Source organism: Streptomyces sp. NPDC001219 (assembly GCF_053597915.1).
The window spans coordinates 83,135-102,990 of sequence record NZ_JBSFJF010000025.1; the positions used below are offsets into that span (position 1 = coordinate 83,135).

Here is a 19,856-nt window from a genome sequence, read left to right on the forward strand (position 1 = left end):
TCCAGGTTGTGAGGATGAGTGAAGGCGTCGAGTGGGGCCTGCACTGTTGTGTGACGCTGGCCTGGCTCGAAGGGGACGGCCCCGTCTCCACCGCCCGGCTGGCGGCCTCCTTCGACCTGCCGGCGCCCTACCTGAACAAGCGGCTGCAGGCGCTGGCCCGGGCCGGGGTCCTGAGTTCCTCCCCCGGCGCGCGGGGCGGCTTCCAGCTGGCCCGGCCGCCGGAGCGGATCACCCTCATGGACGTCGTCGCGGCGATCGAGGGCACCGACGATGTCTTCCGGTGTACCGAGATCCGACGGCAGGGAGTCGGCGCGACGGCGTCCGGCAGGGAGTTCGGGCGGCCCTGTGGCATCTCCACGGCGATGCGCAAGGCCGAGCTGGCCTGGCGGCGTGAGCTGGCCGCGCAGACCCTTGCCGACGTCCTGGCCGGTACACCCGCCTCAGCGGCGGAACGGACCCGCCGCTGGTTCGCTGCGGAGAGGACGCACACCTGATGGACACCGCTGCCACTGACGCCTACCTGGAGCGGATCGGCGCCCGCCGGCCCGCCTCCCCCGACGCCGACGCGCTGCGTGCGCTGCACCTCAGCCATCTGCGGACGGTCCCCTTCGAGAACCTCTCCATCCATCTCGGAGAGGAGATCGTGCTGGCCGAGCAGCCGCTGCTCGGCAAGATCGTCGGTGCCCGGCGCGGCGGCTTCTGTTACGAGCTCAACGGTGCGTTCGCCATGCTGCTGGGCGCGCTCGGATACGAGGTCGAGCTGCTGGCCGCCCGCGTGTTCGGCGCCGAGGGGAAGCTCGGGATTCCGTATGACCACCTCGCGCTGCGGGTCCGGACACCGGACGGGCCATGGCTCGCGGACGTCGGCTTCGGCAGGCACAGCCACTTCCCGCTGCGCTGGGGCAGCCGTGCCGAGCAGACCGATCCCGGCGGGGTGTTCCGGATCGAGGAGACGGAGGAGGGCGATCTCGATGTCCTGAGGGACGGCTCGCGCCAGTACCGCCTGGAGCAACGTCCGCGCGCATACCGGGACTTCGAGGTCGGCTGCTGGTGGAACCGGACCTCGCCGGAGTCGCACTTCACCCGGTCCCTGGTGTGCTCACGGCTGACGGAGACCGGTCGGATCACGCTCTCCGGCCGTACGTTCGTCACCACCGGGCCGGCCGGTGCCCGTGAGGAACGCCGGCTGGACGCAGACGAGATCCTCGCCGCCTACCGGGAGCACTTCGGGATCGTGCTGGACCGGGAGCCCGTGGTGGGTGGGGTGCCACTGCCCGGGGCGGGAGGCCAGGGCCGCCCGTAGAGCCGCGTCGCCCGCTCGCCCCGGCTGGTAGCTGCCTTGGCCGCCAGGGGAGCGGACCGTTGCTGCCTCGTCCACCGGGGGCGGCCTGTCCCTGCCTCGTCCGCCGGGGTGCGGGCCGTCCACCGCCCCGTCCGACCGGCGCGCGGTCTGTTGCTATGACGTCCGCCGGGCGCGTGTGGCCTGCCGTTACTCGGCCTCGCGCCAGCCCTCGTGCTCCGCTGCCAGGTCGTGCAGCCGCTCGGGGTCGTGTACGGCGTCCGGGTCCTCCACGACCACGAGCCACTGCGCGTCCTCGGCGTCGTCCTCACCGGCCAGGGCGTCCCGTACGAGCTGAGGCTCCTCGGTGACACCGAAGTGTTCGGTCAGGGCTTCGGCTACCTCCTCCGCCGCGTCGCGGTCGGGCAGCACCAGGACGTGGCGCACAGGTCGTACCTCGGGGTGGTGGGGGGCTGCGTCATTCACCGGGCCATTGTCCGACAGCGGGCGGGTGGTCCGGACCGGCAGGGGCCGGGGAGCGGCCGGGCCGGGTTGTCAGTGGCACGTGGGATGCTGGACCGCGATGGCCAGGAAGACAGCTCACGATGACCCGCTCGCCCCCGTCACGATCGCGGTGGGCCAGGAAGACCTGCTGCTGGACCGCGCGGTGCAGCAGGTGGTGGCGGCTGCCCGGGCGGCGGACGCGGACACCGATGTGCGCGACCTCACCCCCGACCAGCTCCAGCCCGGCACCCTCGCCGAGCTGACCAGCCCCTCGCTCTTCGCCGAGCGCAAGGTCGTCGTGGTGCGGGCCGCCCAGGACCTGTCCGCGGACACCATCAAGGACGTCAAGGCGTATCTCGGCGCGCCCGCCGAGGAGATCACGCTGGTGCTGCTGCACGCCGGCGGCGCCAAGGGGAAGGGTCTGCTGGACGCCGCCCGTAAGGCCGGGGCGCGGGAAGTGGCCTGCCCCAAGATGACCAAGCCGGCCGACCGGCTGGCGTTCGTTCGGGGTGAGTTCCGTACGGCCGGGCGCTCCGCGACGCCGGAGGCCTGCCAGTCGCTGGTCGATGCGATCGGCAGCGATCTGCGTGAGCTGGCGTCGGCCTGTGCACAGCTGGCCGCCGACGTCGAGGGCGCGATCGACGAGGCCGTCGTCGCGCGCTACTACACGGGCCGGGCCGAGGCATCGAGCTTCACCGTCGCGGACCGTGCCGTCGAGGGGCGTGCCGCCGAGGCGCTGGAGGCGCTCCGCTGGGCGATCGCCACGGGCGTCGCCCCGGTCATGATCACCAGTGCGCTGGCCCAAGGCGTCCGCGCCATCGGCAAGCTGGCCTCCGCCCCCCGCGGCGCCCGCCCCGGCGACCTCGCCCGCGATCTGGGCATGCCGCCCTGGAAGATCGACCGGGTACGGCAGCAGATGCGCGGCTGGTCGGCGGACGGTGTCGCCACGGCACTGCGCGCGGTGGCGGCGGCCGACGCTGGCGTGAAGGGCGGCGGCGACGATCCCGAGTACGCGCTGGAGAAGGCCGTCGTGACCATCGCGCGGGCGGCCCGGTCGCGGTGAGGCGGCAGCCGGCGCCCCGGCGCGGGTGAGCGGCGGCAGCCACCTGACGGCAGTGGCGAGGCAGTGGTGAGGCAGCGGCGGTTACGCGTCCGCTGCCCGGCGAACCAAGGGGCCGCAGTGCCCGTGCCGGTGAAGGCGTGCACTCATCAACTCCGTGAGCCGAGCGGCCCGTTGGCCCGTTGGCCGTTGATCCATTGATTCGCCGGGAACCGTGACCTGCGGGCACCGGCATCCGCCGGGCACCATGACCCACCGGGCTCCACGAGCCCTCACGGAGACCGCGAGACCCGGCGAGACCCACGAGCCCCCCCGGCCCCTGAGTCCTCTCACCGAAACCGCGCCGACGCGAACCCGACGAGAGCCCCCACCGAACCCGCACCCTCTACCGAAACCGCGACGCCGCGCAGCCGACGCCCCCTTCACCAAACCCGCGGGCCGTGCCCCCTGACCCCCCTACCGGGACCGTGAGTTCTGCAGTCGCTGCAGTGTCTCCCTGGCGCTGGTCTTCAGCATGGTCGCGACCTCGTCGTCGGTCGGGGGCTTGGCGGAGCTGCGGCTCGACGTATAGCTCGACCAGGTCGACTGGTACGTCAGCCAGCCGTCCCGGACGCCGAGGAGCACATACGAGCCGGAGCCGGTGCTGCCGTCGTTCTTCCGGGTCACCAGAAACGCCTCGTCGCCCAGGCCCGACACGGCCTCGACCCGGTAGCCGACGGAGGTGTCCTGCTTCTCGTAGGAGCGGTAGTTGTCGGCGAACTCGGGGGCCGGATCGGACTTCTTGTGCAGCGTCGCGGTGTTGTACAGCCAGGTCGAGGCGTAGTCGGGGCCGCTCGCGCCCTTCTTCTCCAGGGAGGCGTTGCACCACATGGTGTCCAACGAGGTCTGCTGGGCGCCGCTGTGCTGCGGGTTGGCGTTCTTCGAGGTCGTGCCGGTGCCCTCCTTGGTCTGGAAGCCGGCGGTCTCGAACGGGGTCATCGAGGTGCTCGCGCACAGGTCGCTGGTGTAGCCGTAGCCCGCGAGGTCGGGGCTGGGCTCGGAGGAGAAGCCGCCGGTGGCGAACAGCACGGAGCCCCAGATCGCGGAGGCGGCGACGGCTCCGCCGATCGCCCAGACCCAGCCGGACGTGCCGCGGCCCGCGCCGTCCGGAGCGCCGGGTGCCCCCAAGGGCGCGCCGGGCGCCGGATAGCCGTATCCGGCGGGCGGGCCCTGTGGCGAGCTCTGCTGCGTGTAGGGATTCTGCTGGGCGGGCACCGGATTCTGCGGTGCCGGAACCTGGCCGTAGGCGTGTGGCTGCGCCTGGCCGTACGGATTGTTCTGATCCCCCGATATCGACATGGCCGCAGCGTAGCGGACCCCGCCGACAGCGAACCCGGTAAGAGGACCAGTCAAGAACCGGCCAAGATCCAGCCGGAACCCATCGAAACCCGCCGCACCCGCCAGGAGAACCTGCCGACAGAACCTGTCGGCAGAGCCGGCCGAGAGCCCCAGCAGCCGTCCCACGGCCCGGTCACCCCAGCGCCCCACGCCCTGATCGCCTCGCTCCTGACCAGCCCCGACCAGCCCCGACCAACCCCGACCGGCCGCCCCACGGCCCAACAGCCCCGTCGCCCCCGACACGCCACGACAAAGACCCCGCCTCACCCCTGGGGAAGGGGCGAGGCGGGGTCTTCGTATCAAGTTGCTGCGGCTTCGTCGGCGGTGGTTGCCGCCGGGTGAGCCGGGTGCGCCGCACCCGCGTGGCGAACGCAGGCCGTGTGCGGCGCGGTGGTGCACCGGTCAGGGAGCGGAGAGAGGGGCCGCTGGGTCCCTGTCGGCAGGGTTACTGCTCGGGTACTGCGGTGGAACGAAGATCAGGCCCGGACGGGCCGAGGACCTTCCTCCGGAGGAAGGTCAGCCCTTGAGGGACGCGACCTTCTTCGCCAGCGCCGACTTCTTGTTGGCGGCGGCGTTCTTGTGGATGACACCCTTGCTGACGGCCTTGTCGAGCGTCTTGGCAGCGGCGGCCTGGGCGGTGGTGGCCTTCTGCAGGTCACCGGCCTCCACGGCCTCGCGGGTGCGACGGATCGCGGTCTTCAGAGTGGACTTGACAGCCTTGTTGCGCTGACGAGCCTTCTCGTTGGTCTTGATCCGCTTCATCTGGGACTTGATGTTCGCCACGAAAGAGCCTTTTCAGGTTCGTTGGAGTTTCGAGTGGCGCCTCGTACGAGAGAGGGCACGAAGCGCAGTGGACCAGGCTACCAGCACGGTCCACGGCCTCCCAAACCGGACCGGCCCCACCCCGCGCCCGCCGCCCGGCCACCCCGCGACCACCCTCTGACCTGCGGCCCGCCACTCCGGCCCGAGCCCACCCGCCACGCCGGCCCGCGCCGACCGGCCACGCCCCACCCCCACCGACCCGCCACCCCGCGAAGCCGCTCACCGAAGCCCACGACACCGCTCACCGAAGCCTCCGGCACCACCCCCGAAGCCCCCCACAACCGCCCGATCCCACCCCCGCCCCCGCCCAAACCGGACCGAGCCCCTCGCTCATGGGACGATGGGGGTGACGTCACACAACCGAGTCCCGCCTACCCGCGTTCACTGAATGGACCCTGCGTGCCCGCGACCCCTACGAACGTGCCGGAGCCGAGCCGTACCGATCCGGCCCTCCTCCGTAACTTCTGCATCATCGCGCACATCGACCACGGCAAGTCGACGCTCGCCGACCGGATGCTCCAGATCACCGGTGTCGTCGACCAGCGGCAGATGCGCGCGCAGTACCTCGACCGCATGGACATCGAGCGCGAGCGTGGCATCACGATCAAGTCCCAGGCGGTCCGGCTGCCCTGGGACCCCTCCGAGGGTGAAGAGGGAAGTGGCACGACCCACATCCTCAACATGATCGACACCCCGGGCCACGTCGACTTCACCTACGAGGTCTCCCGGTCGCTCGCCGCGTGCGAGGGCTGCATCCTCCTCGTCGACGCCGCCCAGGGCATCGAGGCCCAGACCCTCGCCAACCTGTACCTGGCGATGGAGCACGACCTCACGATCATCCCCGTCCTCAACAAGATCGACCTGCCGGCCGCGCAGCCCGAGAAGTTCGCCGCCGAGCTGGCCAACCTGGTCGGCTGTGAGCCCGAGGACGTGCTGCGGGTCTCAGCCAAGACCGGCGTCGGCGTGGCCGAGCTGCTGAACAAGGTCGTCCGTGAGGTGCCGCCCCCGGTCGGTGTCAAGGACGCCCCCGCCCGCGCGATGATCTTCGACTCGGTCTACGACGCCTACCGCGGTGTCGTGACCTACGTGAAGGTCGTCGACGGCACGCTCAGCAAGCGCGAGCGCATCAGGATGATGTCGACCGGCGCCGCGCACGAGCTGCTGGAGATCGGCACCAACTCCCCGGAGATGAAGGCCGCCGACGGGCTGTCCGTCGGTGAGGTCGGCTATCTGATCACCGGTGTGAAGGATGTCCGGCAGTCCAAGGTGGGTGACACGATCACCCAGCTCAACAAGGGGGCCCAGGAGCCGCTGGGCGGCTACAAGGACCCCAAGCCGATGGTGTTCTCGGGGCTGTACCCGCTGGACGGCTCGGACTACCCGGAGCTGCGCGACGCCCTGGACAAGCTGCAGCTCAACGACGCCGCGCTGGTCTACGAGCCGGAGACCTCCGCGGCCCTGGGCTTCGGCTTCCGCGTCGGCTTCCTCGGCCTGCTGCACCTGGAGGTCATCCGCGAGCGCCTGGAGCGCGAGTTCGGCCTCGACCTGATCGCCACCGCCCCCAACGTGGTCTACCGCGTGGACATGGAGGACGGCACCGAGCACGAGGTCACCAACCCGAGCGAGTTCCCGACGGGCAAGATCGACAAGGTGCACGAGCCGGTCGTCCGGGCCACGATCCTGGCGCCGAGCGAGTTCATCGGCGCGATCATGGAGCTGTGCCAGAACCGCCGCGGCAACCTCCTCGGCATGGACTACCTCTCCGAGGACCGGGTCGAGATCCGCTACACGCTGCCGCTCGCCGAGGTCGTCTTCGACTTCTTCGACCAGCTCAAGTCCAAGACCCGGGGCTATGCCTCGCTGGACTACGAGCCCACCGGCGAGCAGGTCGCCGACCTCGTCAAGGTCGACATCCTGCTGCACGGCGACAAGGTCGACGCGTTCTCCGCGATCTGCCACAAGGACAAGGCGTACGCGTACGGCGTGCGGCTGGTCGCCAAGCTGCGGGAGCTGATCCCGCGGCAGAGCTTCGAGGTGCCGATCCAGGCGGCCATCGGCAGCCGGGTCATCGCCCGTGAGACGGTCCGCGCCATCCGCAAGGACGTCCTCGCCAAGTGCTACGGCGGTGACATCTCCCGTAAGCGGAAGCTGCTGGAGAAGCAGAAGGAAGGCAAGAAGCGGATGAAGATGGTCGGCAGCGTGGAGGTCCCCCAGGAGGCCTTCATCGCGGTGCTGTCCTCGGACTCCGACGGCGACGCCAAGGCCAAGAAGTAGCGCGCGGCCGCGCGACGGCGACAGGGCGCCGGTCCCCATGGCGGGGCCGGCGCCCTGTCGGCTTTCCCGCCGGGCGCCGGGGTGAACGCGCGGCCGGGCGCCCGGCAGGGCGTGTTCCGGCCCGCCGGGTGTGGTCTGGTGTGGGGGAGCGGCGCGGCGCACTATCGGGCATTGTGTGTGCTACGTACACCTATCGCACCGGTCACAACGTGAACCAGTAGGTCGCAGCCCCTTACGTGTCGGCGCCTCGCGCTCTAGTCTGATCACTGCTCAAAGGTTACTCGCGAGTCACCAGCAACGAAGCGGGCCCCGGAGGACGCCGTGACGGACACCCACACGCTGATCGAAAACCGGCCGCCCTCGGTGGCACACCTCTTCCTGGAGCGGGTGGCGGCCACGCCCGACAACGAGGCCTATCGCTATCCGGTCCCGCCGTCCTCGGGCCAGGGGCCGGACGACTGGAAGGCGATCAGCTGGGCCGGTGCCGCGGAGCGGGTCAACGCCGTGGCCGCCGGGCTCATCGCGCTCGGCGTCCACCCCGAGGAGCGGGTGGCGCTGGCCTCGAACACCCGCGTCGAGTGGATTCTCGCCGACCTCGGCGTGCTCTGCTCCGGCGCCGCCACCACCACGGTCTACCCCAGCACCAACACCGAGGAGACCGCCTACATCCTGGCCGACTCCGGCAGCCGGGTGCTGATCGCGGAGGACGCCGGGCAGCTCGCCAAGGTCCGCGAGCGGCGGGCGGAGCTGCCCGAGCTGGCGCATGTCGTCGTCATCGACGAGGCGGGCGCTGAGCCCGCCGAGGGCGATCCGGAGGGCTGGGTGCTCACCCTCGCCGAGCTGGAGAAGCGGGGCACCGCCTATCTGGAGGAGCACCCGGAGTGCGTCCAGGAGCGGATCGCCGCACTGCGCGCCGACCAGCTGGCGACGCTCATCTACACCTCCGGGACCACCGGCCGTCCCAAGGGCGTCCGGCTGCCGCACGACTGCTGGTCGTACATGGCCCGCGCGATCCAGTCGACGGGCCTGGTCCATGAGGAGGACGTGCAGTACCTCTGGCTGCCGCTGGCGCATGTCTTCGGCAAGGTGCTCACCGCCGGCCAGATCGCGACCGGCCAGGTGATCGCCGTGGACGGCCGGGTCGACAAGATCATCGAGAATCTGCCGGTGGTCCGGCCGACCTACATGGCGGCCGTGCCGCGGATCTTCGAGAAGGTCTACAACGGTGTCGCGGCCAAGGCCCGGGAGGGCGGCGGCGCCAAGTACAAGATCTTCCAGTGGGCAGCCGGGGTGGCCCGCGAGTACGCCAAGGTCTCGCAGGACAACTTCCGCCGTACCGGCAGCACCTCCGTGCCGTTCGCGCTCGCCGCCAAGCACAAGGTCGCCGACGCCCTCGTCTACGCCAAGCTGCGGGAGGCGTTCGGCGGCCGGCTGCGCGCCGCGGTCTCCGGTTCGGCCGCGCTCTCGCCGGAGATCGGCTACTTCTTCTCCGGCGCCGGTATCCACATCCTGGAGGGCTACGGCCTGACGGAGTCCAGCGCCGCCAGCTTCGTCAACCCCGGCGAGGCCTACCGCACCGGAACGGTCGGCAAGCCGCTGCCCGGCACCGAGGTGCGGATCGCCGAGGACGGCGAGATCCTGCTGCGCGGCCCCGGCATCATGCAGGGCTACCACGGCCTGCCCGACAAGACCGCCGAGGTCCTGGAGGAGGACGGCTGGTTCCACACCGGCGACATCGGCGAGCTCTCCCCGGACGGCTATCTGCGGATCACCGACCGCAAGAAGGACCTGATCAAGACCTCGGGCGGCAAGTACATCGCGCCGGCCGAGGTGGAGGGCCAGTTCAAGGCGGTCTGTCCGTTCGTCTCCAATGTGCTGGTGCACGGCGCCAACCGGAACTTCTGCACCGCGCTGATCGCCCTCGACGAGCCGACCATCATGACCTGGGCGGCGGAGCACGGCCTGGGCGGCAGGCAGTACGCCGAGGTCGTCGCCACCGACCAGGTCCGCGAGCTGATCGACGGCTACGTCGAGCGGGTCAACGAGGGGCTCCAGCGCTGGCAGCAGATCCGCAAGTTCCGGCTGCTGCCGCGTGACCTGGACATCGAGCACGGTGAGGTCACCCCCAGCCTCAAGATCAAGCGGCCGGTGGTGGAGCGGACGTTCAAGGACCTGCTCGACGAGATGTACGCGGGGGCGCGCGAGTCGTAGCGGTACGGCGCGGTGGTGCGGGACGGGTCCGAGGGCCCGCCCCGTACCGCCGCGTGCGTACGGGGGAGTCCGGGCCGCCGCGGGAATCCGCGGCGGCCCTTTCCCGTCCCCGCGGGGTTCCCCGGGCCCGCTCTCCGCACCTCGGCCAACTCCCGCCCGGCGTCAGCCGAATTGGTGGCCGCGACCATGTACTTCTGTGACTCGGCGCTTATGTCCGCGCTCGTTCTGTCACTCTGTCGTTGGCGCATCCGGCGCTGTAGCGGAGCTGCTCGGGAGTTACTCAATGAGGACGACCACTTCGTCTCCACGGGACGACGACGTCACGGCGGCGCGCACGACGAGGACGGACGGGTTCCCCGGCCAGCCCGCGGCCCAGGCCGCCGACGGTCCCGCCGCCCGCTCCCGTCGGGCCAGCCTGCCCGGTGACCCGCAGGCCGCTGCCGCCGCCCGGCGCTTCGTCCGGGCCACCTTCGCCGACTGGTCCGGCCGCCGGCTGACCGGCGCGGAGGGCCTCACCGACCGGCTCGCGGACGAAGCCGAGCTGCTGGTCAGCGAGCTGGTGACGAACGCGGTCGTGCACGCGGGCACCACCGTCGAGCTGCGCTGCCGGCTGGACCCGGCGGCCGGGCGGGACGGGGAGCCGGAGCCGTTCCGGGGCCGGGCCGCGGAGCCGTACGAGGCGCCGCACCGGGACGCCGGAGCCGGCCCGGAAGCCGGTGCCGACGACCTGTCCGGCCCCGGCGTCGTCATCGAGGTCTCCGACCACCACCCCACCCAGCCCGTCCGCGCCCGCGCGGAGAGCGCCGCGTCCGAGAACGGCGGGCACGGGCTCCAGCTGATCAGCGCGGTCGCCGAGTCCTGGGGCGTCACCTACCGCCGGGCCATGAAGACCGTGTGGTTCCGGCTGCCCGTGCGGGACGGCGGATGGCCCGAGCCGGACTTCACCCTCGACAACCAGCTGCTGCCGCGTGCGCTGCGGGCCGCCGAGCTCCTCGCCCCGGCCCCGCGCCGGGCCGCCCGGCCGGAAGCCGGCACCGGCCGGGCCGACAACGGCGCCCTCTCCTTCCTCGCCGAGGCCTCCGACCTGCTCTCCGGCCAGCTCGACGCCGACCAGGTCGCCGCGCTCGCCGCCCAGTTGATCGTGCCCCGGCTCGCCGAGTGGTGTGCGGTCTGGCTGTATGACGGCGACGGCGGCGCACCCGGCCGGGGCCTCGCCCAGGGCGCCGACGAGCAGCGGCTCGCCGGCGTCTGGCACACCAGCGAGAGCCGGATCGACCCGCTGCGCACCGCGCTGGAGAAGCAGCCGCCGGAACCCCCGTCCGGCAGCGCGCCGGGGGTCGCCCCCTGGCCCTGGCCGTACGAACCGGGCGGCCACGGCCCCGGCGGCGCCGCACTGGCCTGCCCCCTGGTCGCCGGCGGCCGGCGGCTCGGCACCCTGCTGCTCGGCCGGGGCGGACTGCCGCACTTCCCCGACGAGACGGTCGCGCTGATCGAGGACCTGTGCCGCCGGGTCGCCCGCGCCGTCGCCACCGCCCGCGCCTACAGCCGCCAGGAGCGCATCAGCCAGGTCCTCCAGCGCCGGCTGCTGCCCCAGGGACGGGCGCGGGTGCCCGGGGTGGAGTCCGCGGTGGTCTACGAGCCGCGCGAGGGCGCCTGGGCGGGCGGCGACTTCTGGGACCTCTTCGAGGCCGGGGACGGCCGCTGGTGCTTCGCGCTCGGCGACGTCTGCGGCAGCGGCCCCGAGGCGGCGGCGGTGACCGGGCTGGCCCGGCCGGTGCTGCGGCTGCTGGCCCGCGACGGCTTCGGCGTCGCGGCGGTGCTCGACCGGCTCAACAAGACCATGGCGCGGGAGGCCGCGGACTCGGTCGCGGCGGTCGCGGCGGCGGTGGCCGCGGCCGGAGCCGGGGCCGAGGCGCCGGTCGAGATCCGCGAGGAGGGCGAACAGGCCCGCTTCCTGTCCCTGCTCTACGGCGAGATCGTCCCCTACCCCGGCGTCCGCAGCGGCGCCCGCTGCACCCTCGCCAGCGCCGGCCACCCGCTGCCGCTGGTGCTCGGCACGGACGGCGCGGTCCGGGTCGTCGCGGCGCCGCAGATGCTGCTGGGGGTGGTCGAGGACGCGGCGTACGTCAGTGAATCGTTTGACCTCTGCCCGGGGGAGACGCTGCTGTGCGTCACCGACGGGGTGACCGAGCGGCGCTCGGGGCGGCGGCTCTTCGACGACGAGGACGGGCTGGCCACCGCCCTCGCCGCGGGCGCCGGCCTGGGCGCCACCGCCCTCGCCGACCACATCCGCAGCACCGTCCACGCCTTCGGCCCCACCCCGCCCGACGACGACCTGGCCCTGCTCGTCCTCCAGGCGTCGGGGCCCGGGGTGTCCTGAGGCACAGCGGTACCGGACCGGCACCGCCCCGCCATGACGGACAATGGTTCCCATGCCTTCCGCACTGCCAGATGGTGAGCCGATGCCCGAGGACGGGGCGCTGCCCGGTCATACGCCGGCCGATGCCGCCGGACGACCCCTCGGCTTCTATCTGCATGTGCCGTACTGCGCGACCCGCTGCGGCTACTGCGACTTCAACACCTACACCGCGAGCGAGCTGCGCGGCTCCGGCGGCGCCCTGGCCTCCCGCGACAACTACGCCGACACCGTCGTGGACGAGATCCGGCTGGCCCGCAAGGTGCTCGGCGACGACCCGCGCCCGGTCGAGACGGTCTTCGTCGGCGGCGGCACCCCGACCCTGCTGCCCGCCGCCGACCTCGGCAGGATGCTGGCCGCGATCCGCGAGGAGTTCGGCCTCGCACCGGGCGCGGAGATCACCACCGAGGCCAACCCGGAGTCCGTCGGCCCCCGCTACCTCGACGAGCTGCTGGCGGGCGGCTTCAACCGCGTCTCCTTCGGCATGCAGAGCGCCCGGCAGCACGTCCTGAAGATCCTCGACCGTACGCACACCCCCGGCCGCCCCGAGGCCTGTGTCGCCGAGGCCCGCGCGGCCGGCTTCGACCACGTCAACCTCGACCTGATCTACGGCACCCCCGGCGAGACCGACGACGACTGGCGCGCCTCCCTGGACGCCGCGCTCGGCGCCGGCCCCGACCATGTCTCCGCCTACGCCCTGATCGTCGAGGAGGGCACCCAGCTGGCCCGCCGCATCCGCCGCGGCGAGGTCCCGATGACCGACGACGACGTGCACGCCGACCGCTACCTCATCGCCGAGGAGCGCCTCGCCGCGGCCGGCTTCACCTGGTACGAGGTCTCCAACTGGGCCACCACCGGGGCCGCCCGCTGCCGCCACAACGAGCTGTACTGGACCGGCGCCGACTGGTGGGGCGCCGGCCCCGGCGCGCACAGCCACGTCGGCGGCGTCCGCTGGTGGAACGTCAAGCACCCCGGCGCCTACGCCCAGGCCCTCGCCGAGGGCCGCTCCCCGGGCGCCGGCCGGGAACTCCTCTCGGCCGAGGACCGCCGCGTCGAACGCATCCTCCTGGAACTGCGCCTGGCGGACGGCTGCCCGCTGGACATCCTGGCCCCGGCGGGGGCGCGTGCGGCAGCCCGTGCGCTGGCCGACGGCCTGCTGGAGGCCGGCCCGTACGAGGCGGGGCGGGCCGTCCTGACCCTCCGCGGGCGGCTGCTGGCGGACGCGGTGGTGCGGGATCTGGTGGACTGATCACTCGACCGGGGGATCTCCCCCGGAGACCCGGACCGCCGGGCGGCGCCGTTCCTAGGCTGTCGGCAACACATCGGCAGGCAGGGACAGTTGGGCGGTTGGCCGCAGTGCGCGATCAGCACATCGAGGAGTACTTCGCGGAGTTCGAGCCGCCGGAGGGCCTCCGGGTGGAACTCCTGCGCCGGGAGATCCTGCTGACCGGCGGGACGGATATCGTCCACAACAGGATCGTCAGCGAGGTGACGGGCCAGATTCCGCACGACCGCTGGCAGAGATTCGCCACCCAGCACCTCTCGATCCCCGGGGAGGTCAGCAAGCCGCAGTCCGACCTCGTGGTGCTGGAGCGCGGCAGGTGCCAGGGCTCCGGATGGCTCGTACCCGCCTCGGACGTGACGCTGCTGCTCGAGGTGGTCTCCCTGCGCAGCGCCGACCGCGACTACGGCCTGAAGCGCTCCCTCTACGCCGCGGGGAGAATCCCCGCGTACCTGATCGCCGACCCGTATGACGCCCGCTGCCTGCTGCTGACGGAACCGGACGGTGCGGGGGAGGGCGCCGGCTACGAGGTTCAGCGCACCGTCTCGTTCGGTGCTCCGCTCCGCGTCGATGCCCTCGGCATCGAGCTGGACACCTCGCCGTTCGGAACCCTTCCGGCCGTCACGCGACACCGCCGGCCGTGACGAAGTCGATCAGCTCCTCCACCCTCCCCAGCAGCGCCGGCTCCAGGTCCTTGTAGGAGCGCACGCACGACAGGATGCGCTGCCAGGCGGCGCCGGTGTTCTCCGGCCAGCCCAGCGCGCGGCACACGCCCGTCTTCCAGTCCTGGCCGTGCGGGACGGCCGGCCAGGCCGGGATGCCGACCGAGGACGGCTTCACGGCTTCCCAGATGTCGATGTACGGGTGGCCCACCACCAGCGCGTGGTCGCCGGTCACCCCGGCCGCGATCCGGGACTCCTTCGAGCCGGGCACGAGGTGGTCGACGAGGACGCCGAGGCGGGCGTCCGGGCCGGGGGAGAAGCCGCGGACGATCGCGGGCAGGTCGTCGACGCCCTCCAGGTACTCCACGACGACGCCCTCGATGCGCAGGTCGTCGCCCCACACCCGCTCCACCAGCTCGGCGTCGTGCCGGCCCTCCACATAGATGCGCCCGGCGCGGGCGACCCGTGCGCGGGCGCCGGGCACGGCCAGCGACCCGGACGCCGTACGCGCCGGAGCGGCGGCGGCCGGCCTGCCCTCGGGGCGCACCAGCGTCACCACCCGCCCCTCCAGGAGGAAGCCGCGCGGCTCCATGGGGAAGACGCGGTGCTTGCCGAAGCGGTCCTCCAGGGTGACCGTCGGGCCCTGCGCGGTCTTCTCGCAGCGGATCACCGCGCCACAGAAGCCCGAGGTGACCTCCTCGACGACCAGATCGGGATCGGCGGGGACCTCGGGCGCGGGGCGCTGCTTCTTCCAGGGCGGGGTGAGGTCGGGGCTGTAGCGCTTGCTCTGCATGGGGACCTGTCTGTGGGTGGCGGGCGGATCAGGAGGGGGCGACGCCGAAGCGGGCGGCGAGGGCGTCCCGTTGGGCGCGGACGAAGCGGGCGTCCACCACGGCGCCGTGGCCGGGAACGTACCGGGCGTCCTCGCCGCCAAGGGCCAGCAGCCGGTCCAGCGCGCCGGGCCAGCGCTGCGGCAGCGCGTCCGGGCCCGCCTGGGGCTCGCCGGACTCCTCGACCAGGTCGCCGCAGAAGACGATCTCCGGGGACCCGCCCCGGCCGGGCACCAGGACCGCCAGATCGTGCGCGGTGTGGCCCGGCCCGACGTTGGCGAGCAGCACCTGCCGGTCGCCGAGCTCGACGGTCAGCTGGTCGTGGACGTGGTGGTGCGGGGCGACCAGCAGATCGGCGGCCTCGGCGGCGGCGTCCCGGTCGACGCCCTGCCGCACCGCGTCGTGCCGCAGCTCGTCCTTGCCGCGGCGCAGCAGGTCGCCCAGCCCGGCCGCGCCGAAGACCTCGACGCCCGCGAAGGCGGCGGTGCCCAGGACATGATCGAAGTGGGGGTGGGTGAGCGCGACATGCGTCACGTCGCGGCCCAGCACACCGCGGATCGCCCGTCGCAGATCCGCGCCGTCGCGCAGGGTCGCGCCGGTGTCGACGATCATGACGCCGGTGGTCCCCGCGATCACGCCGATCGTCTCGTCCCAGCCCGGCATCCGGCGTCTGGCGACACCGTCACCGAGCTGTTCCCAGCCGGCCTCTTCCCAAGCAGTGTGCATACCGAGACGCTAGCGCCATCGCGATAGCGTTGCCCGACAGATCGCCCGAACACGGTCACCGGGCGGGTGCTGTGTGCGGCCACCCTTGCCGGGTCCGTGCTACTCGGCCGTACACTGGCTCAAGGTCTGGCACTCGGCCCGTGTGAGTGCCAGGAGAGTCGAGACGGCGGACGGCCGGACTGGAGGTGCGCGGGATGCTCAGTGAACGCAGGCTCGAGGTGCTGCGCGCCATCGTCCAGGACTATGTCGGGACGGAGGAGCCGGTCGGCTCCAAGGCCCTGACCGAACGCCATCAGCTCGGTGTCTCCCCGGCCACCGTCCGCAACGACATGGCCGCCCTGGAGGACGAGGGGTTCATCGCCCAGCCGCACACCAGCGCCGGGCGTATCCCCACCGACAAGGGCTACCGCCTGTTCGTCGACAAGCTGGCCGGCGTGAAGCCGCTGTCCAGCCCGGAGCGGCGGGCGATCCAGAACTTCCTGGACGGCGCCGTCGACCTCGACGACGTCGTGGGCCGCACGGTCCGGCTGCTGGCGCAGCTGACCCGGCAGGTCGCGGTCGTGCAGTACCCGTCCCTGACCCGGTCCACGGTCCGGCACGTCGAGCTGCTGGCGCTGGCCCCGGCCCGGCTGATGCTGGTGCTGATCACGGACACCGGGCGGGTCGAGCAGCGGCTGATCGACTGCCAGGCACCGTTCGGTGAGGCCTCCCTCGCGGACCTGCGGGCCCGGCTCAACAGCCGGGTGGTGGGGCGCCGGTTCGCGGATGTGCCGCGGTTGGTGCAGGATCTCCCGGAGTCCTTCGAGCAGGACGACCGCGGCACGGTCTCGACAGTGCTGTCGGTGTTGCTGGAGACTCTGGTGGAGGAGACCGAAGAGCGGCTGATGATCGGCGGCACCGCAAATCTCACGCGCTTCGGGCATGATTTCCCGCTGACCATCCGGCCGGTGCTGGAGGCGCTCGAGGAGCATGTGGTGATGCTCAAGCTGCTCGGGGAAGCCAATGACTCGGGCATGACCGTACGTATCGGGCATGAGAATGCCCACGAAGGCCTGGCGTCCACATCGGTCGTCACGGTCGGCTACGGTTCGGGCGACGAGGCAGTCGCCAAACTCGGCGTGGTCGGACCGACCCGCATGGACTACCCCGGAACGATGGGAGCGGTACGCGCAGTGGCACGTTACGTCGGACAAATCCTCGCGGAGTCGTAAGTGGCCACGGATTACTACTCGGTCCTCGGCATCGGACGCGACGCCTCGCAGGACCAGATCAAGAAGGCCTTCCGCCGGCTCGCGCGTGAGCTGCACCCGGACGTGAACCCGGACCCGAAGACCCAGGAGCGGTTCAAGGAGATCAACGCCGCTTACGAGGTGCTGTCGGACCCGCAGAAGAAGCAGGTCTACGACCTCGGCGGGGACCCGCTCTCGCAGGCCGGCGGCGGCCAGGGCGCGGGCGGCTTCGGCGCGGGCTTCGGCAACTTCTCCGACATCATGGACGCGTTCTTCGGCACCGCGTCGCAGCGCGGGCCGCGCTCGCGCACCCGCCGCGGCCAGGACGCCATGATCCGGCTCGACATCGAGCTGAACGAGGCGGCCTTCGGTACGACCAAGGACATCCAGGTCGACACCGCCGTCGTCTGTACGACGTGCAGCGGCGAGGGCGCGGCGCCGGGCACCTCGGCGCAGACCTGTGACATGTGCCGCGGCCGCGGTGAGGTCTCGCAGGTCACCCGGTCGTTCCTCGGCCAGGTCATGACCTCGCGGCCGTGCCCGCAGTGCCAGGGCTTCGGCACGGTCGTCCCGACGCCGTGCCACGAGTGCGCGGGCGACGGGCGCATCCGCTCCCGCCGCACCCTGACCGTCAAGATCCCGGCCGGTGTCGACAACGGCACCCGCATCCAGCTCGCGGGCGAGGGCGAGGTCGGCCCCGGCGGCGGCCCCGCCGGTGATCTCTACGTGGAGATCCACGAGGTCGCGCACTCGGTGTTCCAGCGCCGTGGCGACGATCTGCACTGCACGGTCACCATCCCGATGACGGCGGCAGCGCTCGGCACGAAGTGTCCGCTGGAGACGCTGGACGGGGTGGAGGAGATCGATGTCCGGCCCGGTACCCAGTCCGGCCAGTCGATCCCGCTGCACCAGCGCGGGGTGACCCATCTGCGCGGCGGCGGCCGGGGCGACCTCATCGTCCATGTCGAGGTGCAGACGCCTTCCAAGCTCGACGCCGAGCAGGAGGAGGTGCTGCGGCGGCTGGCCAAGCTGCGCGGCGAGGAGCGGCCCACGGGGCAGTTCCAGCCGGGACAGCAGGGGTTGTTCTCCCGTCTGAAGGACGCGTTCAACGGGCGATAGCCCAGGTCGGCCCGGGGGTGGCGGTACCTCCCCGGGCCCGCGCGGATGCCGCCGCCCCGGTGCGGGGCGGCGTGCCGGGCGTGACACGATGTGCTCATGCCCACCGCGCTGACCGATCTCTGCCGCTACCCGATCGTGCAGGCCCCGATGGCGGGAGGCGGCTCCGGACCCGAGCTGGCCGCCGCCGTCTGCGGCGCCGGCGGTCTCGGCTTCCTCGCCGCCGGCTACAAAACCGCCGACGGCATGTACCAGGAGATCAAGCAGCTGCGGTCGCTGACCGACCGGCCCTTCGGCGTCAACCTCTTCATGCCGCAGCCCTCCCTGGCCGACGCCTCCGTCGTCGAGGTCTACCGCGAACAGCTGGCCGGCGAGGTCACCTGGTACGAGACCGATCTCGGCGACACCGACGGGCCCATCGACGACGGCTACGAGGCCAAGCTCGCGATACTGCGGGAGGACCCGGTGCCGGTGGTGTCCTTCACCTTCGGCTGCCCCTCGCGCGCCGTCCTCGACGCGTTCGCCAAGGTCGGTACGGCCACCGTCGTCACGGTCACCACCGCCGCCGAGGCGCAGGCCGCGCAGTGGTCGGGCGCCGACGCGGTCTGTGTGCAGGGCGTGGAGGCCGGTGGCCACCAGGGCACCCACCGGGACGATCCGCACGCGGACGGGACCGGCGCGGGGCTGGGGCTGCTGGCGGCGCTCGGCCAGATCCGGGAGGCCGTGCAGATCCCGGTGATCGCCGCGGGCGGGCTGATGCGCGGGGCGCAGATCGCGGCGGTGCTGGCGGCCGGGGCGAGCATGGCGCAGCTGGGCACCGCCTTCCTCGCCACCCCCGAGTCGGGCGCCAACCCGCTGCACAAGCAGGCGCTGACCAACCCCCTGTTCACACATACGGAGTTGACCCGGGCGTTCTCCGGACGCCCGGCCCGCGGGCTGGTGAACCGCTTCATGCGCGAGCACGGCCCGTACGCCCCGGCCGCCTACCCGGCCGTCCACTACCTCACCGCCACCGTCCGCAAGGCCGCCGCCAAGGCGGGCGACGCCCAGGGCATGAACCTGTGGGCGGGGCAGGGGCACCGGCTGGCGCGGGAGCTGCCCGCCGGGCAGCTGGTGGAGGTGCTGGCGGCCGAACTGGACGCCGCACGCGCCGCGGTGAACCTCCCCAACACCGGAAGCGGCTCATGACCGCGCCGGTCTTCCTCGTCGACTCGCTCGCGGGCGTACGGGCCGGCGGCACGCTGACCCTGGACGGTCCCGAGGGCCGGCACGCGGTCTCGGTGCGCCGGCTGCGGACCGGTGAGGAGGTCGTCCTGACGGACGGTCAGGGCAGCGGCGCGTACGGCACGGTCGCCGCCGTCGAGGGCAAGGACCGGCTCACCGTCGCGGTCACCGCACTGCGCACCGAGGAGCCGCCGCGCCCCACGATCACCGTCGTCCAGGCGCTCCCCAAGGGCGACCGCGGGGAGCTGGCCGTCGAGACGATGACCGAGACCGGGGTGGACGCCATCGTGCCCTGGGCGGCGGCGCGTTGTGTCACCCAGTGGAAGGGCGAGCGGGCCGCCAAGTCGCTGGGCAAATGGCGCGCGACCGCCCGCGAGGCGGGCAAGCAGTCGCGCCGGCTGACCTTCCCCGAGGTCGCGGACCCGCTGACGACGAAGCAGGTGGCGGCGCTGCTCGCGGACGCCGGCTTCGCGGCCGTCCTCCACGAGGAGGGCAGCACCCCGCTGGCCACCGCCGAACTCCCCACGGAGGGCCGGATCGTGCTCGTCGTCGGCCCGGAAGGCGGCGTCTCCCCGGAGGAGCTCGCCGCTTTCGCCGAGGCCGGCGCCCGGCCCTACCGGCTGGGGACGACCGTCCTGCGCACCTCCACGGCGGGCACCGCGGCCACCGCGCTGCTGCTGGGGCGCACGGGGCGGTGGAGCTGAGTCCGGGCCCACGTTTTCGGCTTTCCCGCCGTGGGTGTTGCTCGCCGTTTGTTGCCCGCTTGCGCGGTGCACCCGCCGTTGCGCCTGCGGCGGGCGGTGCCGCTGCGCGGGGCTGTTGGGGTGCGGTGACGGGCCTGCGC

17 protein-coding genes are annotated in these 19,856 nt (G+C 72.5%); 12 read left to right on the plus strand and 5 right to left on the minus strand.

Annotation, left to right across the window (positions count from 1 at the left end; all coding sequences use genetic code 11):
* The first annotated feature begins 14 nt into the window (after positions 1–14).
* Positions 15–494, plus strand: a complete 480-nt coding sequence (locus ACWC9R_RS18585) for an RrF2 family transcriptional regulator (RefSeq protein ID WP_450732813.1) — start codon at positions 15–17, stop codon at positions 492–494.
* Positions 494–1,303: an arylamine N-acetyltransferase family protein gene (locus tag ACWC9R_RS18590; RefSeq protein ID WP_450732777.1), complete on the plus strand. Its 810-nt coding sequence runs from the start codon at positions 494–496 to the stop codon at positions 1,301–1,303. The genes ACWC9R_RS18585 and ACWC9R_RS18590 overlap by 1 nt, the downstream gene beginning before the upstream one ends.
* Before the next feature lie 186 nt (positions 1,304–1,489).
* Here the strand turns inward: ACWC9R_RS18590 and ACWC9R_RS18595 are convergent, their stop codons facing one another.
* Positions 1,490–1,726: a hypothetical protein gene (locus ACWC9R_RS18595; RefSeq protein WP_450732815.1), complete on the minus strand. Its 237-nt coding sequence runs from the start codon at positions 1,724–1,726 to the stop codon at positions 1,490–1,492.
* A gap of 136 nt (positions 1,727–1,862) precedes the next feature.
* On the opposite strand from ACWC9R_RS18595, the gene holA reads away from it, so the two are divergent.
* Positions 1,863–2,846, plus strand: a complete 984-nt coding sequence (holA, locus tag ACWC9R_RS18600) for a DNA polymerase III subunit delta (RefSeq protein ID WP_450732779.1) — start codon at positions 1,863–1,865, stop codon at positions 2,844–2,846.
* Between the two features lie 453 nt (positions 2,847–3,299).
* On the opposite strand, the gene ACWC9R_RS18605 is transcribed toward holA, so the two are convergent.
* Together ACWC9R_RS18605 and rpsT are read right to left on the minus strand one after the other, a co-directional pair.
* Positions 3,300–4,181 (minus strand): hypothetical protein, encoded by an 882-nt coding sequence (locus ACWC9R_RS18605; protein WP_450732781.1) that lies wholly within the window; start codon positions 4,179–4,181, stop codon positions 3,300–3,302.
* A gap of 555 nt (positions 4,182–4,736) precedes the next feature.
* Positions 4,737–5,003, minus strand: coding sequence for a 30S ribosomal protein S20 (gene rpsT, locus ACWC9R_RS18610; protein ID WP_018088219.1), 267 nt, complete (start codon positions 5,001–5,003; stop codon positions 4,737–4,739).
* 438 nt (positions 5,004–5,441) lie between these two features.
* On the opposite strand from rpsT, the gene lepA reads away from it, so the two are divergent.
* The 5 genes from lepA to ACWC9R_RS18635 all read left to right on the plus strand — a co-directional run bounded on the left by lepA (position 5,442) and on the right by ACWC9R_RS18635 (position 13,869).
* Entirely contained in the window at positions 5,442–7,316 is a 1,875-nt protein-coding gene (gene lepA, locus ACWC9R_RS18615; RefSeq protein WP_450732784.1) for a translation elongation factor 4, read from the plus strand.
* Between the two features lie 321 nt (positions 7,317–7,637).
* The gene (locus tag ACWC9R_RS18620) at positions 7,638–9,527 is read left to right on the plus strand and encodes an AMP-dependent synthetase/ligase (RefSeq protein WP_450732786.1); all 1,890 of its coding nucleotides are present in this window, start codon (positions 7,638–7,640) and stop codon (positions 9,525–9,527) included.
* A 283-nt stretch (positions 9,528–9,810) separates the two neighbouring features.
* Positions 9,811–11,907, plus strand: coding sequence for a SpoIIE family protein phosphatase (locus ACWC9R_RS18625; RefSeq protein WP_450732788.1), 2,097 nt, complete (start codon positions 9,811–9,813; stop codon positions 11,905–11,907).
* Between the two features lie 52 nt (positions 11,908–11,959).
* Positions 11,960–13,192: a radical SAM family heme chaperone HemW gene (gene hemW / locus ACWC9R_RS18630; RefSeq protein ID WP_450732790.1), complete on the plus strand. Its 1,233-nt coding sequence runs from the start codon at positions 11,960–11,962 to the stop codon at positions 13,190–13,192.
* Positions 13,193–13,299: 107 nt separating this feature from the next.
* Positions 13,300–13,869 carry a Uma2 family endonuclease gene (locus ACWC9R_RS18635; protein ID WP_450732817.1) on the plus strand — a complete coding sequence of 190 codons (570 nt, stop codon included), beginning with the start codon at positions 13,300–13,302 and terminating at the stop codon, positions 13,867–13,869.
* Here ACWC9R_RS18635 and ACWC9R_RS18640 read toward each other — a convergent pair.
* Both ACWC9R_RS18640 and ACWC9R_RS18645 read right to left on the minus strand, forming a co-directional pair.
* The gene (locus tag ACWC9R_RS18640) at positions 13,847–14,680 is read right to left on the minus strand and encodes a DUF3097 domain-containing protein (RefSeq protein WP_450732792.1); all 834 of its coding nucleotides are present in this window, start codon (positions 14,678–14,680) and stop codon (positions 13,847–13,849) included. The genes ACWC9R_RS18635 and ACWC9R_RS18640 overlap by 23 nt on opposite strands.
* A 28-nt stretch (positions 14,681–14,708) precedes the next feature.
* A complete protein-coding gene (locus ACWC9R_RS18645) occupies positions 14,709–15,443 on the minus strand; it encodes an MBL fold metallo-hydrolase (RefSeq protein WP_450732794.1) in 735 nt (244 codons plus the stop codon).
* A gap of 194 nt (positions 15,444–15,637) precedes the next feature.
* Between ACWC9R_RS18645 and hrcA the strand changes: the two genes are divergently transcribed.
* The 4 genes from hrcA (at position 15,638) to ACWC9R_RS18665 (ending at position 19,716) form a co-directional block, all read left to right on the plus strand.
* On the plus strand, positions 15,638–16,654 hold the full coding sequence (gene hrcA / locus ACWC9R_RS18650) for a heat-inducible transcriptional repressor HrcA (RefSeq protein ID WP_450732795.1): 1,017 nt from the start codon (positions 15,638–15,640) through the stop codon (positions 16,652–16,654).
* Entirely contained in the window at positions 16,655–17,791 is a 1,137-nt protein-coding gene (gene dnaJ, locus ACWC9R_RS18655) for a molecular chaperone DnaJ (protein ID WP_362606778.1), read from the plus strand.
* A 96-nt stretch (positions 17,792–17,887) separates the two neighbouring features.
* Positions 17,888–18,976, plus strand: a complete 1,089-nt coding sequence (locus ACWC9R_RS18660; RefSeq protein WP_450732798.1) for a nitronate monooxygenase — start codon at positions 17,888–17,890, stop codon at positions 18,974–18,976.
* Positions 18,973–19,716 (plus strand): 16S rRNA (uracil(1498)-N(3))-methyltransferase, encoded by a 744-nt coding sequence (locus ACWC9R_RS18665; protein WP_450732800.1) that lies wholly within the window; start codon positions 18,973–18,975, stop codon positions 19,714–19,716. The genes ACWC9R_RS18660 and ACWC9R_RS18665 overlap by 4 nt, the downstream gene beginning before the upstream one ends.
* Positions 19,717–19,856 lie beyond the last annotated feature (140 nt).

Excerpts from the sequence above, each read along its gene's own strand:
- ACWC9R_RS18585 (WP_450732813.1), top strand. The coding sequence starts at position 15 with ATGAGTGAAGGCGTCGAGTGGGGCCTGCACTGTTGTGTGACGCTGGCC.
- ACWC9R_RS18590 (WP_450732777.1), top strand. The coding sequence starts at position 494 with ATGGACACCGCTGCCACTGACGCCTACCTGGAGCGGATCGGCGCCCGC.
- holA (WP_450732779.1), top strand. The coding sequence starts at position 1,863 with ATGGCCAGGAAGACAGCTCACGATGACCCGCTCGCCCCCGTCACGATC.
- ACWC9R_RS18605 (WP_450732781.1), bottom strand. The coding sequence starts at position 4,181 with ATGTCGATATCGGGGGATCAGAACAATCCGTACGGCCAGGCGCAGCCA.
- ACWC9R_RS18625 (WP_450732788.1), top strand. The coding sequence starts at position 9,811 with ATGAGGACGACCACTTCGTCTCCACGGGACGACGACGTCACGGCGGCG.
- hemW (WP_450732790.1), top strand. The coding sequence starts at position 11,960 with ATGCCTTCCGCACTGCCAGATGGTGAGCCGATGCCCGAGGACGGGGCG.
- ACWC9R_RS18640 (WP_450732792.1), bottom strand. The coding sequence starts at position 14,680 with ATGCAGAGCAAGCGCTACAGCCCCGACCTCACCCCGCCCTGGAAGAAG.
- ACWC9R_RS18645 (WP_450732794.1), bottom strand. The coding sequence starts at position 15,443 with ATGCACACTGCTTGGGAAGAGGCCGGCTGGGAACAGCTCGGTGACGGT.
- hrcA (WP_450732795.1), top strand. The coding sequence starts at position 15,638 with ATGCTCAGTGAACGCAGGCTCGAGGTGCTGCGCGCCATCGTCCAGGAC.
- ACWC9R_RS18660 (WP_450732798.1), top strand. The coding sequence starts at position 17,888 with ATGCCCACCGCGCTGACCGATCTCTGCCGCTACCCGATCGTGCAGGCC.
- ACWC9R_RS18665 (WP_450732800.1), top strand. The coding sequence starts at position 18,973 with ATGACCGCGCCGGTCTTCCTCGTCGACTCGCTCGCGGGCGTACGGGCC.